Origin of the sequence: Streptosporangium canum (assembly GCF_900113865.1) — a bacterium.
Lineage (GTDB): Bacteria > Actinomycetota > Actinomycetes > Streptosporangiales > Streptosporangiaceae > Streptosporangium > Streptosporangium canum.
This window is the reverse complement of record NZ_FOQY01000005.1, coordinates 18,102-31,371: the sequence shown is the minus strand read 5'-3', so window position 1 is coordinate 31,371 and position 13,270 is coordinate 18,102. Positions and strand designations below refer to the sequence as shown.

General features: G+C 61.7%; 32 protein-coding genes. 1 reads left to right on the top strand and 31 read right to left on the bottom strand.

All coding sequences use genetic code 11. From position 1 onward, the window contains the following. Positions 1-15 precede the first annotated feature (15 nt). The 22 genes from BM085_RS08900 to BM085_RS42810 form a co-directional block, all read right to left on the bottom strand. Entirely contained in the window at positions 16-294 is a 279-nt protein-coding gene (locus BM085_RS08900) for a hypothetical protein (protein ID WP_093886539.1), read from the bottom strand. A gap of 83 nt (positions 295-377) precedes the next feature. Next, positions 378-644 (bottom strand): hypothetical protein, encoded by a 267-nt coding sequence (locus BM085_RS08895; protein ID WP_093886538.1) that lies wholly within the window; start codon positions 642-644, stop codon positions 378-380. Further along, on the bottom strand, positions 634-891 hold the full coding sequence (locus tag BM085_RS08890; RefSeq protein ID WP_093886537.1) for a hypothetical protein: 258 nt from the start codon (positions 889-891) through the stop codon (positions 634-636). Before BM085_RS08890 ends, BM085_RS08895 begins: the two co-directional genes overlap by 11 nt. 127 nt (positions 892-1,018) lie before the next feature. Continuing rightward, a complete protein-coding gene (locus tag BM085_RS08885) occupies positions 1,019-1,408 on the bottom strand; it encodes a hypothetical protein (protein ID WP_093886536.1) in 390 nt (129 codons plus the stop codon). Between the two features lie 39 nt (positions 1,409-1,447). Beyond that, positions 1,448-1,648: a hypothetical protein gene (locus BM085_RS08880; protein WP_093886535.1), complete on the bottom strand. Its 201-nt coding sequence runs from the start codon at positions 1,646-1,648 to the stop codon at positions 1,448-1,450. A gap of 69 nt (positions 1,649-1,717) precedes the next feature. Beyond that, the gene (locus BM085_RS08875) at positions 1,718-2,221 is read right to left on the bottom strand and encodes an antirestriction protein ArdA (protein WP_177245020.1); all 504 of its coding nucleotides are present in this window, start codon (positions 2,219-2,221) and stop codon (positions 1,718-1,720) included. A gap of 94 nt (positions 2,222-2,315) precedes the next feature. Then, a complete protein-coding gene (locus BM085_RS08870) occupies positions 2,316-2,573 on the bottom strand; it encodes a hypothetical protein (protein WP_093886533.1) in 258 nt (85 codons plus the stop codon). A gap of 5 nt (positions 2,574-2,578) precedes the next feature. Then, a complete protein-coding gene (locus BM085_RS08865) occupies positions 2,579-2,776 on the bottom strand; it encodes a hypothetical protein (RefSeq protein ID WP_093886532.1) in 198 nt (65 codons plus the stop codon). A 193-nt stretch (positions 2,777-2,969) separates the two neighbouring features. Further along, positions 2,970-3,122 (bottom strand): hypothetical protein, encoded by a 153-nt coding sequence (locus tag BM085_RS44275; protein WP_177245019.1) that lies wholly within the window; start codon positions 3,120-3,122, stop codon positions 2,970-2,972. Between the two features lie 16 nt (positions 3,123-3,138). Next, positions 3,139-3,378 (bottom strand): hypothetical protein, encoded by a 240-nt coding sequence (locus BM085_RS08860; RefSeq protein WP_093886531.1) that lies wholly within the window; start codon positions 3,376-3,378, stop codon positions 3,139-3,141. A 1-nt stretch (position 3,379) separates the two neighbouring features. Then, on the bottom strand, positions 3,380-3,964 hold the full coding sequence (locus BM085_RS45200) for a DUF7178 family protein (protein WP_218158661.1): 585 nt from the start codon (positions 3,962-3,964) through the stop codon (positions 3,380-3,382). 97 nt (positions 3,965-4,061) lie between these two features. Further along, on the bottom strand, positions 4,062-4,268 hold the full coding sequence (locus tag BM085_RS08850; RefSeq protein ID WP_093886530.1) for a hypothetical protein: 207 nt from the start codon (positions 4,266-4,268) through the stop codon (positions 4,062-4,064). Positions 4,269-4,335: 67 nt separating this feature from the next. Further along, positions 4,336-4,542, bottom strand: coding sequence for a hypothetical protein (locus BM085_RS08845; protein ID WP_177245018.1), 207 nt, complete (start codon positions 4,540-4,542; stop codon positions 4,336-4,338). A 44-nt stretch (positions 4,543-4,586) separates the two neighbouring features. Next, positions 4,587-4,787 (bottom strand): hypothetical protein, encoded by a 201-nt coding sequence (locus BM085_RS08840; RefSeq protein ID WP_093886528.1) that lies wholly within the window; start codon positions 4,785-4,787, stop codon positions 4,587-4,589. Between the two features lie 109 nt (positions 4,788-4,896). Continuing rightward, positions 4,897-5,178, bottom strand: a complete 282-nt coding sequence (locus tag BM085_RS08835; protein WP_093886527.1) for a hypothetical protein — start codon at positions 5,176-5,178, stop codon at positions 4,897-4,899. A gap of 83 nt (positions 5,179-5,261) precedes the next feature. Next, positions 5,262-5,606, bottom strand: a complete 345-nt coding sequence (locus BM085_RS08830; RefSeq protein WP_093886526.1) for a hypothetical protein — start codon at positions 5,604-5,606, stop codon at positions 5,262-5,264. A gap of 77 nt (positions 5,607-5,683) precedes the next feature. Continuing rightward, complete coding sequence (locus tag BM085_RS08825) at positions 5,684-5,956, bottom strand: hypothetical protein (protein WP_093886525.1); 273 nt, start codon at positions 5,954-5,956, stop codon at positions 5,684-5,686. Between the two features lie 74 nt (positions 5,957-6,030). Next, positions 6,031-6,327, bottom strand: coding sequence for a DUF190 domain-containing protein (locus tag BM085_RS08820; RefSeq protein ID WP_143120852.1), 297 nt, complete (start codon positions 6,325-6,327; stop codon positions 6,031-6,033). 1,755 nt (positions 6,328-8,082) lie between these two features. Continuing rightward, positions 8,083-8,604 (bottom strand): hypothetical protein, encoded by a 522-nt coding sequence (locus BM085_RS08815; RefSeq protein ID WP_093886523.1) that lies wholly within the window; start codon positions 8,602-8,604, stop codon positions 8,083-8,085. 146 nt (positions 8,605-8,750) lie between these two features. After that, complete coding sequence (locus BM085_RS08810; protein ID WP_093886522.1) at positions 8,751-9,134, bottom strand: Lsr2 dimerization domain-containing protein; 384 nt, start codon at positions 9,132-9,134, stop codon at positions 8,751-8,753. Positions 9,135-9,260: 126 nt separating this feature from the next. After that, positions 9,261-9,644, bottom strand: a complete 384-nt coding sequence (locus tag BM085_RS42815) for a hypothetical protein (RefSeq protein ID WP_143120851.1) — start codon at positions 9,642-9,644, stop codon at positions 9,261-9,263. Positions 9,645-9,902: 258 nt separating this feature from the next. Next, positions 9,903-10,130: a hypothetical protein gene (locus BM085_RS42810; RefSeq protein ID WP_143120850.1), complete on the bottom strand. Its 228-nt coding sequence runs from the start codon at positions 10,128-10,130 to the stop codon at positions 9,903-9,905. Between the two features lie 116 nt (positions 10,131-10,246). Between BM085_RS42810 and BM085_RS08800 the strand changes: the two genes are divergently transcribed. Further along, on the top strand, positions 10,247-10,495 hold the full coding sequence (locus BM085_RS08800) for a GntR family transcriptional regulator (protein ID WP_093886844.1): 249 nt from the start codon (positions 10,247-10,249) through the stop codon (positions 10,493-10,495). 78 nt (positions 10,496-10,573) lie between these two features. On the opposite strand, the gene BM085_RS08795 is transcribed toward BM085_RS08800, so the two are convergent. From BM085_RS08795 to BM085_RS08760, 9 genes are all read right to left on the bottom strand, one after another. Then, positions 10,574-10,801: a hypothetical protein gene (locus BM085_RS08795; RefSeq protein ID WP_093886520.1), complete on the bottom strand. Its 228-nt coding sequence runs from the start codon at positions 10,799-10,801 to the stop codon at positions 10,574-10,576. Beyond that, a complete protein-coding gene (locus BM085_RS08790; protein ID WP_093886519.1) occupies positions 10,798-11,016 on the bottom strand; it encodes a hypothetical protein in 219 nt (72 codons plus the stop codon). Before BM085_RS08790 ends, BM085_RS08795 begins: the two co-directional genes overlap by 4 nt. Then, entirely contained in the window at positions 11,013-11,207 is a 195-nt protein-coding gene (locus BM085_RS08785) for a hypothetical protein (protein WP_093886518.1), read from the bottom strand. Before BM085_RS08785 ends, BM085_RS08790 begins: the two co-directional genes overlap by 4 nt. After that, positions 11,204-11,488: a DUF7574 domain-containing protein gene (locus BM085_RS47365; protein ID WP_425443263.1), complete on the bottom strand. Its 285-nt coding sequence runs from the start codon at positions 11,486-11,488 to the stop codon at positions 11,204-11,206. The genes BM085_RS08785 and BM085_RS47365 overlap by 4 nt, the downstream gene beginning before the upstream one ends. A 59-nt stretch (positions 11,489-11,547) precedes the next feature. Continuing rightward, positions 11,548-12,024, bottom strand: coding sequence for a deoxycytidylate deaminase (locus tag BM085_RS08780; protein ID WP_218158660.1), 477 nt, complete (start codon positions 12,022-12,024; stop codon positions 11,548-11,550). 7 nt (positions 12,025-12,031) lie between these two features. Beyond that, positions 12,032-12,268: a hypothetical protein gene (locus BM085_RS08775; RefSeq protein WP_093886517.1), complete on the bottom strand. Its 237-nt coding sequence runs from the start codon at positions 12,266-12,268 to the stop codon at positions 12,032-12,034. 81 nt (positions 12,269-12,349) lie between these two features. Next, a complete protein-coding gene (locus tag BM085_RS08770) occupies positions 12,350-12,763 on the bottom strand; it encodes a hypothetical protein (RefSeq protein WP_093886516.1) in 414 nt (137 codons plus the stop codon). Further along, the gene (locus tag BM085_RS08765) at positions 12,757-12,972 is read right to left on the bottom strand and encodes a hypothetical protein (RefSeq protein WP_093886515.1); all 216 of its coding nucleotides are present in this window, start codon (positions 12,970-12,972) and stop codon (positions 12,757-12,759) included. Before BM085_RS08765 ends, BM085_RS08770 begins: the two co-directional genes overlap by 7 nt. After that, a complete protein-coding gene (locus BM085_RS08760) occupies positions 12,969-13,193 on the bottom strand; it encodes a thioredoxin family protein (protein WP_093886514.1) in 225 nt (74 codons plus the stop codon). Before BM085_RS08760 ends, BM085_RS08765 begins: the two co-directional genes overlap by 4 nt. Positions 13,194-13,270 lie beyond the last annotated feature (77 nt).

Below are 13,270 nucleotides of genomic sequence, written 5' to 3'. Positions count from 1 at the left end.
CCCCAGGCCCAGCCGCTACGCGGCGACTGCGAGCCTGATTTCGTGGTCGATCAGCCCGATGCCTTCCATGTGCTTGATGAGCCGGGCCCTGAACTCGGGCGAGAGGCTGTCGAGCGTGCGGCAGGTCGGCACGTTGTGAGCCGGTTCGATCCACACCTGAATGGCCGTCCGGGGAGCGCCAACCTCACGGGCCATCTGGACCTGCTCGGCCGTCCAGTAGTCGTACGACCCAATGAAGTGGCAGTAGCCGAGAATGAAGGGGTAGTCGCGACGGTCCTGGGGCGTAACCTGCATAGGGGAATGCCTTTCGTGGAGGGGGTCAACCAAAGCGAGCTAGAAGCTCGGTAAGGCGGCCCGAAGGCCGCCAGGCCCAACCTCTAGCGAGTGCGGTCCAGCAGCTCCCGGACGTTCTCAGGGGGCCTCATGTCATTCCAGAAGTAGCCGCAGTTCGCACCCGGAGGACCCTGGAAGATCTCCTCAACCTCCAGGTCCTCGAATGCCTCGTCCTGGGAATACGCGTGAATCTCCAGGGCTTTGGATTCGGCAGCCTGCGGGCTTTCGGCATCCACAACCCACGTGTAAGGCTTCTCGCCGTCCTCGCGCTCACGGCCCGAGATGGTCACGGTGTATGTCTTAAGCGGCATCGGTGAACTCCAGACCTTCGATCCACAGGGACGCATGCTTCGCGGTGCGGTTGCCGTTCAGCTCCTCAAAGGCGTTGACCACGGCGAGCCGGAGAATGCGCTCCCATTCGTCCTGCGGAACCAGGTGGAGAGCATCCGCAATCTGGTCCCCGACGAGAGTCTCAATGGGCTCGCCGGTCGTCTTCGGGAGACGGGCCATAGCCCGACGCTTGATCCGCCTGCGGGCCTTCATGTCGTTGCTAGCCATTGTTAGTTCTCCTTCGTGAAGAAGTCGGCGGGGAGGTCGAGCAGGTTAACCAACTGGCACAGCAGGCAGACGGTGCAGCTAAGCCGTACCTCGTGAGGCGTAAACTCGGATTCGCATTGTTCGCACATCAGGCACATGTGAACTCCAGTTCTTCGACGCCGGTTTCCAGTGCGTACTGCACAGAGAAAACGACCTGGCCGAACCGACCGACGCGAACAGTCCGGTCAGGCAGGTCGTAGGTGTAGACACAGAATCCGTAGTCGTGGAGGTCCTTCGTGAATCCGTAGAACCATTCGTCGAGCGCCTCGCGGGAATCAAATCCGCATCGCTCGTGGTTGCGGATTCCATCCAGGCCCCCGTCTGAGTCAGGCGAAGGATGCTCACAGTCGAAGGTGTGGGCCTGGTTCATGCGGGCCAGACCTTCCTGGACCTCAACAGGAATGCCCTTGCTGACGTATGGGCCGGAGGGGAAGCCGTTGTAGGTGAGCGTCTTGTGCGCTACTCGCCAGACCTTCATGTTCGGTTCCTTGCTTGTTTGAGCTTTACTTGTTTGGCTTTAGAACGGGTACGTAGCGAAAGTGACGGCGGCGGTTCTGTTAAGTGCAGCCGACAACTCCAGGGCGATTGCCAGTTCAGACTGGATGTATTCGTCCTCGTGGTTCTGCTCACGAAAGCGGCGGGTTAGATCGCTCAAGTACTCGACCCGGCGCTTAACGGCGATACCAAGGCTGATTTTCTGGTCATAGGTGAGTTCCATCACATTCCCTCCGTCATGAGACCAGCCAGTCTCGGAAAAGCGGCCCGAGGGCCGCCAATCCCAAACGGGCTAGATGGAGCGGAAGACGTTACCCTCGGAGGAAATCCAGTGGTCCTGCTCCCACGAGATGGTGTCCACCTGAATCCTGAAACCAGGGGGGCAGTTAGCCAGCTCCGGGTAGATTTCCTCGGCGTAATGCCAGGCGTAGTCCTCAATGGACTTAAAGTTCCCGCAGAACGCGTCCTGCCAGCTTCTGAGCGCCTCATCCAGGTGCTCTATCCCGCCGATGTGCGCGAGATAGTCAGTGAATGCGTCGCGGTCGCCTTCGCTGATCTCGCAAAGCGCCTCGTGCACTTCCCAGACCTTCTCAAAGCTCTCGTACTCAGAGAACGAAACGCCGTGGTCGCTCTCGTAGTCGCCCATGACAACTTCCTCAGCGCCCAAGGTGGCCTTCGAGACCTTGGCCTGGAACTCGTCGAAGTCTTCACACTCGTCGAGGTTGATCCAGCCGCCGATCAGAACACCCGAGTTGTACGCGCTGAGGTTCCAGTAGTGGACCGAGATGGTGGACATACCGGTGAGAGAAGAAAGAAGCATCTCAAGCCTTTCTCGAATGAGCGGATTGCTCGGTAAAGCGGCCCGAGGGCCGCCAGACCCAACCTTCCGTTCAGCTACGGCCCATGGGGGCGAGCACCTCAACCGACTTGCACTTGTGGTTGAATGCGTTGTTCACGATGCATTCGAGCCAGTCGCCGTCGTCGATCCCGTAAACCTGCTCACCGCAGGTGGCGCAGTTGAATACTCCGCCCCAGGTGTCGCTGTATACGACGTCCTGGATGCGGTTGAGTACCAGTGACAGCGCGTCTTCAGTGCTCATTCTGAATTCCCCTAGCTTCTCTTTGATCAGCAGATCCAGCGTGCTCATGACGCTCATTCCTCGTCCTCCCAGTCGCAGAAGATCAGCTTGTTGTTGTGGTAAAGCGCGAAGGTGATCCCGTTCAAGCTCGTCATCACACGGCGGGCTTCCGCAATCGCAGCCTCCCGGCCCCACGCAAACAGAGGGATCGAGGTGACCCGGCGAGTGAATAGCATCCGAATCTCGTACTCGGAAAATCTCGTATCGGTCATTCCGCGTCCTCCTTGATGCGCTCGAAGCGCTCCCATATGCATTCGGGATATGACATGGCGTCCACCGCGTGCCCCGTGCAGAACTCGGCTTCCCGAGTACCTCCGGTAGGCTTCTTACGGGACAGGTGCCAGCGCGCTTTGTGATTGCAGAACGCCCATTCGCACCGCTTGTAGTTCACTACGGCCTTTCCGATCAGATCTTTTCGGCGCTGAGAATCGTTCCGGCGACGCGCCTTTCGCCCGTCGCATGCGGGGCGCAGATCTGGTAAGTCCCGGCCCATTCGCTGGCCCGGATCTCTGTCTTAAACGCTGCCTCGTCTTCGCACATGAAGATGTCGCACGTCATTTCAGACCGCCTTGTTTTAGATCAATGCCTTCAGTTCGGCCTTGATTTCCTTGGCACGCGGACCACGGAACGTGGAGGCGTTGGACAGGAAGTAGCGGATGATGGAATCCGCACTGTCGGCGTAGTACATATCCGTGACCTCCTTCAGCTCCTCCATCGCCTCCAGGTAAGGCACCGCGCCGAAGTAGACCTTCTTCCACTCAGCCCGAATGTCCGACGCGATTACGTGGATAGGGCGGGCGGTAGCAGTGCGCATTTCAGTTCCCCTTGCTTTCGATCCAGACAACCCAGGTCACGGCCTGCACGACCTGGGGAAGCATTCCGAGGCGCTGTGCGGCCTCTCGGTAAACGTGCGCCAGAAGCGCATAGCGGTTCTTAGAGCCCAGGCCCCGATCAGCACTCCCGTACCTCTCACCCACGGCAACGTCATGGGCATGGCGGTCAATGCAGATCGCATCCGCATCGGTCGGGTCAGCAATGCACCGGTAGAAATGCCCCGTCTTGGAATCCATCGGTAGGACCAATTCCGGAGACTCGCCCGACATAATCCGAGCGGCCTTTCTAATGGCGTCACCCACATGTCCAGTGGGCTCACCATTAGCAAATGCCCGAGTCGCGAGTTTGACGTTCTCGCCCCACGACTTGTTGGCCGAAAGGGCAGCGATAACGCCCGCACCCGCATTCACATTGCCATCGGAAATCATTTCCGCAAGCTGGTTTGCGGTGCGATACCAGTTCATTCCGCGTGCCATCTGATCGGTTGTGGCGGAATCCCAAACCTTGAGGATGTTCCGTACGTAGCCCTCTCGGATAGCCGCATCGGGGTTAATGTCGATGGGCATAGCAATGCCTTTCTTCGGCGGGGGTTGAATCCGTAATGGGTGTCCCTAGGCGCGTTTGAAGCGCTTACTCCCTGGTCAGAGGGCTAGGGACCGCCTATCAGGCGAACAGCACGTGTGCGTTGATCTCGTCGGCAATGTCCGCCACACACCGACGCCTGCCACCAACCGCCGCGAGCTGAGAGATCAGCTCCTTGGCCTGATCGCACCACTTGGCGAACCCGGCGATCGACTGGTAATCGCCGTAGTCGTTGACATTCACCCGACACCCGCAGGGCTTTTCGACCATTTGCTTGTACGTGCTCACTGCGTTTCCAATCTCTTTGTACCAACCTCTTAGTTGAGGGCAAAAAAGAGGGGCCCTCTGCGGACTGCTAGACGAATGCCTGGTAGTAGTTCTCCTGGTTGTGGTACCACTCCTCGATCCTGGAGAACGCGGACCATTCGTCCCAGGACGAGCCAACGAGAATGGCGTGGTCCCCGAGGACCGCATATGCCTCGTGCGTCTCCCATTCGGTCGATCCGACCTGCTCGACCTTGCGCAGGGTTAGACCCTTTAGCTCACCGAGGCCGCTGAGCATCTTGAGGCCATACTCATATGAGTACGCGCTGTAGCTGAAGTCGATCATTTCTCACTCCCGTTGTAGAACTCGATCGCCATCTCGACCTGGTAGTCCAGGACGAGTAGCTCGGACCATGTCGCACTAGCCGCTTTGGACGTCCACCCGAAGGCGGGGCTGTGGTGGGCCTCCGCAAGCTTGAGCAAAGCCGCGGTGAGTGCCCGGCCCAGCTCCTGAAGCTCCGAATCCGTCAGCTCTTTGAACATGCCGGTCCTCCGGTTGTGGCCAAGGGGCCGCGTCCCTTCGACGCGACCCTGTGACCACCGCCGAAGCGGTGACGTGCCTGGGCACGTGTATCCCAAGGCCGGCCGGGGACTACCTGTCCTTGATCTCGCCGGTCTCTCGCCAGACCTTGAACGCCTTGGGGATGCTGATCCGGACGGGACTCTTCTCGCTGAGGAAGTCCAACGCGTGAGCCCAGTAGGCCATGCTGAAGTCCCATGCCTCATCGGAGTTCTTGGGCTCACCCGAGGCGTCCTGGAAACCCCAGACGTAGGCGCACGCCTGCTCACTGAGTACGAAAGCCTGGCTACTCTTCCAATCGGGAAGCTCCAGGCTGATCTTGGCCATCTCCCTGTAGTTGGGTTCCGCTGCCATGCGCACATCCCTCCAGTTGTGACCAAAGGACCACGTGCCATCCACGTGATCCCGTGATCACCGCCGAAGCGGTGCTGTATCTGCTAGCCAGCCCAGATGAGTTCGGTGTCCACGGCCCTGTAGCCGCCCGTCGAAGCGTCCTGGTCAAGCTTGACCAGGGCACCACCCGTGATGTCACAGCGACCGCCCACCCGAGCGAAGCCCAAGCCCTTGACCATCACCCGCTGGCCGATAAAGAGCTTCTGGCCATCAGAGTCGGTGCGACCGATCCACTCCAGACGGTCGCGACCCTCGGCGAGGTAGGAGCCGGGAGGCCACTCCCCCTTGCAGTACGCGGTCAGGTCGGCAAGGCACTCCTCTTCGGACGTGACGCCGGTGATGAAGCCGTCCACAATGCGGGTGAGCGTCACGGGGTCAGGGATCAGCATGGTTCCTCCAGTTGTGATCCAAGGGCCCGCCCAATTGCGGGCCCCAAGACCACCGCCGAAGCGGTGTTACCAACCTCTTAGATCGGTGCATGGCCGTTGCTGGTGAGGGACGAGATGCGCTCCAGCAGGGACTCGACGCCGTCCTCGGACAGGTGCCCGATCACGTCACCAGCGATCGGGGTGTCGTAGGTCAGTTCGTAGTCGGCGCCGTCCCACTTCAGGACCGCAAGCTCCGTGCCGTAGCTGAACGAGTGGTTCACGACGGACGCACCGAAGCCATTGTCGAAGCGGTAGAGGTGCTGCCATCCACCGTTGAGGGGCCTGCGGTTGATCGGCTCAAACCTGCTCATGCGAACCTCCAGTTGTGATCTGAGGACCACACACTCGTGTGGTCCCAAGACCACCGCCGAAGCGGTGTCCAGCTCTACTTGGTGCAGAGCTGGTCGTACTTCTTGGCGGCCCGGCCGCCCCAGTAGTAGCCGAGCTTCTTGTGAGCCCCGGCGTACTTGGCGACCTTGTAGACCGCCTCTGTCTTGTCGCCCTTCGTGACGCAGACGATCACGCCGGGGTGGTTGTAGCTGAGCGCCCAGTAGGCGTCCTGCTTCACCTTGCCGTGGGCCGCATAGGCGACAGTCGGCTTGGCGGGCTTGGTCGGGGCTGCATGTGCAACGCCCGCCGTTCCGGCGAACGCCACAGCCGCGATTCCCAGAGCCATTGCCATCTTGCGAATCATGTCCATCTCCCTCAGTTGTGACCTAGGAACCGCATGGCCTTCCATGTGATCCCTAGGCCACCGCCGAAGCGGTGGTTCTTGCAGGCAACCCGCTGCAATCAGCGGAGACTTTCACGGCTCCCAAACGCGGGACCGTCTTCAGCGTCAATCGCGGGTCACCCTCTTGCGATGGCACGGGAAACCACTCCCGTACCGAGTTTTTGTGATAACCGTCGCCTAAGCGACGGCGAGATCTCTTGCCATTACCACGGGACTCTCACGAATCCCGCCTCACCTAACCGCCAAGCATTGCGGGCAAGGGGCCAACTTTCGGGCCTTCCTTGCAGTACGTTGCCGGGCCACGGTGCCGATCTGCTGGGCAGGTAGCAAGTAACCCCAGACCTAGATCAGACAAACACCAGCCATTTCCCGTCCCGCAATGGGGGGACGGGCCTTTTGTTCCCGACGAGTCATCTACCGATACCTAACGCTCGGTTCAGGCTCAATCTCCGGCCCGGCATCTCAGCAGCAACAGCCATTCCCAGGGGTTCGCAACCCTTCCCCTCGCTTCCCGACTGGCCAATCCAACAAGCCAGCAAGCACAGCGAGTGCCTGGATTGCGCGCCTTAGGCGCAGCGTGTTGCCCGGACTCCGGGCTCTTAAGTTCTCAAACTGCTTACGGTCCCGGCTTGAGTCGCCGTGATCCGTCGCCTCCCGTCACACTCGGGAGGCTCAGAGGGTCACCGGCCGAAAGGTTCTCCGGCCTGCCGCCCGGTCTTGCTGGGCGGTCTCGGTCTTGCTGGGGCTGATCTTACCAACCCCTAGCGATTGTTCCACCCTCTTGTTTGAGGGCCGACTTTGCCGATCTGGGCTGTTGGGCCACTCCCCCGCACTCTGACGGGTTCGTCGTGGTCCGCCCTGTTCGGCGTGGTCACCACTCTACAGGAGGTTGGTAACTCTCGCTACCTCTCCCCCGCCTCCCTTGCGGGTGGCGGTCTGCCTTGCCCTTCCGCCGTGGTGGCCGGTCGTGCTTGGCATGGCTGTAGCTTGGCACAAGAGGATGGAAGTTGGCAAACAGAAAGGGCGAATAAGGCGCTGATCTGCGGAATGTGGACGCCTTTGTGTGCGCGGTTTCCCTTCCACGAAAGGGGCCGAACTGCGGACAAGGGGAGGCAGGCAGGAAGAGAGCGACATGCAGCGCTAGAGAAGGGCAGGACAAGGCGCTGAGACACGGGCAGGGCACAGACAAGGCAGGGCACTAGGGCACGGCACAGCAAGGCGAGACAGAGCGAAGGGCGATGACGTGAGCAAGCGCAGTGAGATGAGCGCGCTCAACAGCGCGCGATGTGAGGTCACAGTGATGGAGAAGAAAGAAGCCTTGACCTGCGGTTTTGTTACTTCTTTCAACATGGGCGCCACATGGTCGCAACGATCATGGTCTCGCCTGCTCAGCGGGGGTGTGGGGGGGTGCATACATACGCCTGCGCGCGAGCCCGAGGGTCCTGCCTCCTCCGACCAAGTACAAGTCTGGGATCGCTCTGTAGAGGCCGTAGCCGGCCTTCTAGCAGAAGGTTGGTAGCCGGGTCTCCAAAATACAAAAACCCCGCTCAGGGGGGCCTTCTGGGCCCTAGAACGGGGTTATTTGTGGAGCTGTTGGTGGGTCATGTCGCCGACCCGGAATCTGCCTCTGAAATCCGTGCGACGGGGGCCCCGTATCGGGCCCCTCCGGATGCCGGCGAGGTCTGATTCGGGGCATATCGGATCTCAGTTCTTAGTGTCGTCTGTCGAAACGTTTGGAGCGCTGTCCGCAACCCAGAACCCCGTTGTCAGGGTGCCGTCCTCTATGTCGGCCATGATGATCGGGGCTTCACGAGTTGGTGCCATGACGGGGTTGAAGAAGAAGCTCGGCCACGGCCGGCCGAGTTCTAAGTGGACCAGGTACAGCCAACCGCTGCCCTTGTACCGCATCCGCTCGACTTTGAAGCGGTCACCTTCGTGGAGCAGCTCGACTTCACCAACTGGAAAGCCGTGCAGGCTCCCAGGAGGGACTCCGGCAGCCCTCATAACCTCGTTGATCTCCCCGATGGGAATCCAGATGGCGAAGAAGTTGTGGTTCTTGTCGCTCCACGAGCGCAACAGCCGCCCCTTGAAGGGCGGAAGCAGATAATACGACGTTGACTTGTTGAGACTGATCCCGGTCGGGACCGTGTACTCGTAGAGGAAGCCGTCCTCGTAGCCCTGACGGACGATATGGATACCTGAAGGGTGGTTGACGATTACTTCCACATCCGTCGTAGGCCGCAAGGGGTTCCTGGGGCCGCGCCGGGAGGAACCCCGGCCGGCCTTGTGGTATGGAATGTCCATAACGTACAGGTATACCGCTAGATGTCGATTTACGCTAGGAAGTTTCGTAACTCTAGGTAGCTCTCTTTTTACCCGGTTAGGACGTTGGGACGGCCTGCCAGGTGCCACTTACGCTCCACGGTGAAAGAGACGCGCCCTTGCTCGCTCACGGGCTCTCCCACACTCTTGGCCCAGGCCCTCACGAGAGCGGCCTCAGTAGGCTGTCCACCCTTCGCGCGGGAACGCCGGCCCCGGCCGGCCTTGGAGTCCGCGGGCTCCTTGGGGACGACAACAGAGCACTCTTCGATAGCCTCCCATGCCTCCGTGAACAACTTCTGGTGCTCGTCACATAGGTCAACCCGCCGCCTCTCACCCCTGAGGTTGGTCCAGGTGTTGTGGTGGGTCGCCTCAACGTGGGAATCCTCATCTCTGTCACGATGGTGATCACAGATGGTGATGACCTTGGTAGCCATGTCTGCTCCTTCGGGCTCCGGGCCCTAGATAGAAGAAAGAAGTGGGCCCTTAAGGTCTATTGTACCAACCTACTACAAGCTCTTAAACGCAAGAAAGCCCCCCGCCACGAGGGCGGGGGGCAGGGTCTACCAGCGTTCGACTCGCACGACGTCCTCCAGGAGGACGATGAGCTGTGTTGCTAGCGCCTGATGGAGCCGTAGGACATCATCCAGGCCAACACCCACCTGATGCCGCAGCTCCACCACTCGGCCGTCGTCGTCCTGGCCGTACAGGTTGGCCAGGACCCCGATGGGGGAGGTGCTACCAACCGTGTAGAGGGCCGGCAAGCCCCTACGTAGAGCTGGGCAGGCGGTTAGGGCCTCCGGGACGCATGCTCGGCAGGTGGGGGCATGGGTAGTTGCCTGCGGGGCCTCGTTGACGGGCAGCGCGGAGGGCATGACCCACCAGATACGCCTGGTGTCGGGGTCGGTGGCCGACTCGCCACAGACCCGACATCGCTGCTTCAGCATGCACCGCCGTTGACGCAGCGAATGGATCATGGGCCACAGGGGCGTTCCCTCCCGCACGCCCTCCCGCAAGGTGCCACAGCGAACCCATAGCGCTCCGAACATCCACTCCTGCGGAAGCGCGTCGCGGTAGGTCAGCCTCGGGAGCCCCGCCGCCCACTCGAATGCGAGCGGCAGGTCGAGACTTTCCTCGGCGTACGGCGTGATGTAGGGGGGCTTTCGTCGGGTGTGGGCTGGGCCATCGACTCTCACAGACCCCCCTCAGGACTTCCAGAGAGCTGCCCGCTGGTCGGCCTCCGCTTCGGCCGCCTCCAGCTCCCGGATCTTTCTCGTTAACGCCCGCACTGTCGTTGCGGAGAGCCTTGCTGAGGGCTCCGCCCTTTTGGCGTGAACCGCTTCCCTCTCGCTGGGAATCCACGCGACCCAGCCGGGGATTCCGATCGGAACTTCGCGGCCTCCAGGCCCAAGGGGTATCGAGTTTCCGTCCATGGGGTCATGCTGCCACGTCTAGGTGTAGTAAACCATCCCTACGTGCATTGCAGTGCGTCGTCGTGTGTCTATGTCTAGCCTGCTATGGCTACCTATGTTGACTGCTCGTGGCTGAAATGCATCCCCAGCGCTCCAAGTGGAGGCAGGCTTTCCGGGTCATCAAGGAGCAGATTCGCGTGGGCGAGCTGGCTCCCGGAGATCGCGTGCCGACTATCCACGAGCTGATGGCCGACTACGAGATGAGCAACACCGTGGCGCAGAAGGTCCACAGGGCCCTGCGGGATGCGGGCCTCGGCGAGACGGAGCCTGGGACTGGTAGCTACGTCCTGGAGGGCGCGGCAGAGAAGGCCGGCGACCCGGACTAAACGGGCCTGGAACGAAAAAAGGCCCCCGGCCGGAGCCGGGGGCAGTCTCTTTCACTGGATGTAGGCGACCTTAGGCGCTCACACACCTACCGGGGCGAGATGGACGACCTTCAGCGGGCGGAAGCTACGGTTAAGCCGGGCCCAGGAGATGTTCGTGAACTCCGCCGTGTCGACGATGCAGGCCCAGCCGTCTGGGCCTCCCCGGTTCTGCCAGGCGTCACCGTCTGAGTCCAGCACCACGGAGCCATACGGAGGCTCCTCGGGCAGGGGGAGGTCCTGGCCGCAGGCATAGCAGGTGTCGCTCACACAGTCTCCTCGTCGCCGTTGTCGCCGGGATCTCCGGCACAGATGAGGGTGATGGGGCCCAGCTCGTTCACGAGCCGGTACCAGGTCCAGCCGGAGTAGTCGTATCCGCCCACGGCGCAGTCCCAGCGGCCGACACCCTGGAGCTGCCAGGCGTCCTGATAACTGTCCACGACGATGGCCTTGTAGCCCTTGGGCTCAACAAGCAACTCGGTCACACGGCCTCCTTGGCGTCGTGTACGAGGGTGATGGGGCAGAGATGTTCGATGATCGTGCGCCACTCCCATCGGCTGTACTCGTCGGAGTCGATAGCGCAGTACCACCGGCCGTCGTCCCTGCGCTGCCAGGCGTCGTCCATGTAGTCCAGGACAACGGAGCCGATGGCCGGCTCCTCAGTGATGACCGTCATGCTGCCTCCTTGGTGGTTTCCAGGCGGATGCGGGCCAGGAAATCGACTATCTGGGCCCTGATGTGTTCCGTCTCGTGCTCGCGGTAGTCACTGTTCTCCAGCCGGCCCTCCAGGTGTGCCTGGAGCGTGAACAGCGTTGCCGGCGTCAGGTCCGCCAGCCCGTGGGCCTCGAAGGGGCTTGGGCAGGAGCAGCCGGAGTCGTCGGCGAAGAGGAGCTGGCCTTCGGCGTTGCGCCAGATGACCGTGTAATCGAACCCGTAGCCGCCGTCGTAGAAGTCGATGCAGCCGACGATCTCCAGGTTGAACTTCTCGGGGGTGTCGTAGACGTTGTTGAACCAGCTCAGGGGTTCATCTCCTTGTGAGGGGTTACGACGCGGGCGATGCCGGCACCCCTGATGAGCTTCAGGCAGCCCTGGCAGGGGTCGTCGGTGCAGTAGAGGGTTGCGCCTACGCAGTCATCCCGGTTGGCGTCGAGCAGTGCGTTGGCCTCAGCGTGGACGCTTCGGCAGTCGCTGTATCCGGGGCATATCTCCTCGCCCCTTTCGGCCTTCGACACCCTCAGGCAGGGCCGCTCGATGCATCCCGGTGCTCCGGGAGGGACTCCGTTGTAGCCGGTCCCTGCGGTGCGGTGGTCGGGGCGTGCGATGACCGCACCAACGCGGCGACGGACGCAGTCGCCGCGCTGAGACACAGCCGAAGCGATTCCAAGGAAGTACTCATCCCAGCCAGGCCGGCCGTGAGCCTCGCCAGGTCGAGCTTGGATGGTGAATCGGTTCTGTCCATCGAAGGAGACAACCTCTTCGTAGTTGTCGAGCAAGGGGCTCCTAGAAGTCGTGCAGGCAGAGCGGGCAGTGGTAGATGTGCCGGGAGGAGAGCTGGAAGGCGAGCGGCGCCACGTCCGTGAGCCGCTTGTTCATCGCGGCTATGGCCTCGTTGTAGAGGTCCACCAGGTCTTGCTCGGTCACGTAGGCGTGCCCGCACTCCACGCAGATGGAGTAGACGCCCGAGGGCGGGACCGGCTCGTCCCGCCCGCAGGAGTAGCAGAAGTCGGGGCTAGGCAAGGCCGAGCGCCTTCGCGATGGTCCAGATCGCGCCGAGGATCACCATGCAGTAGACGAGTCCGACGATGTCGTTGATCTGTCTCACGAGCCGTCCCAGAGTTCGTTGACTTCGAGGGTGTTCTGGAGGCGGTCCTCCAGGGCGGTGAGACGTTCTTCGAGACGTGAGCGGAGCATTGAGCAGTTATGTGCTGGCGGGAAGCTGAACGTCTCCTTCGCGCGCTCCATGTTTTCGACGGTCCTCGTGACTGCTGCGGCGATCTCCCCCAGGTAGCTGGGCTGCTCACTGATCGGGATTGAGCTGAGCGCCTCGCGGAGCTGCTGGTAGAGCTTGGTCGCAGCCTCGATGCTCAGCGGAAGCGGCTGGTGCTGGGTCAGGCCGGGTACCTCGAAGGTGGCCCGGACAAGCACCACGTGCTCCTCCTCGAACTCGTGGTAGGCGGGCGCAGCCGTGACCTCCCGGTAGATGGGGCCTCGGGCCTCGTTGTCTCTCACCACGCCTTGTAGCCCTCCTCGGTCAGGAACTGGTTGGTGACGTCACGCCAGCCGGGCGGGTCGAGCTTCCAGACCTTGACGCCTTTGGCGCAGCCGCCTCTGAAGGACCCTTGGATGGACAGCTTCAGCGGGCCGGTGGAGCCGAACAACTGGCCTCGTGCCCGGATGCCCGTCACGAAGTAGATCTCGGTGGGGAATCCTCCGTCAGTCACTCGAACTCCTTGGCCACGGCGACGTCGCCGACGTAGATGGTTTTGTTGACCTTCACGAGGGCCGGTGTGGCGGTGATCCCGAACAGCCGGGCGACGTATCGCCCGGTGTCGGTGCTGACGTCGAGCTTCCGGATGGGTGCGCCGGCCTCGATGGCGGCGTCCACCTTGGGGCTGATGCGGCGGCATGGGCCGCAGGTGGGGCTCCAGAAGTACAGATGCATCAGGCGAGCACCGCCTTAATGAGGCCAGCGATGGCGGCGACGAAGGTCACGATGATGAGGAGGAAGAAGAGTAGGGC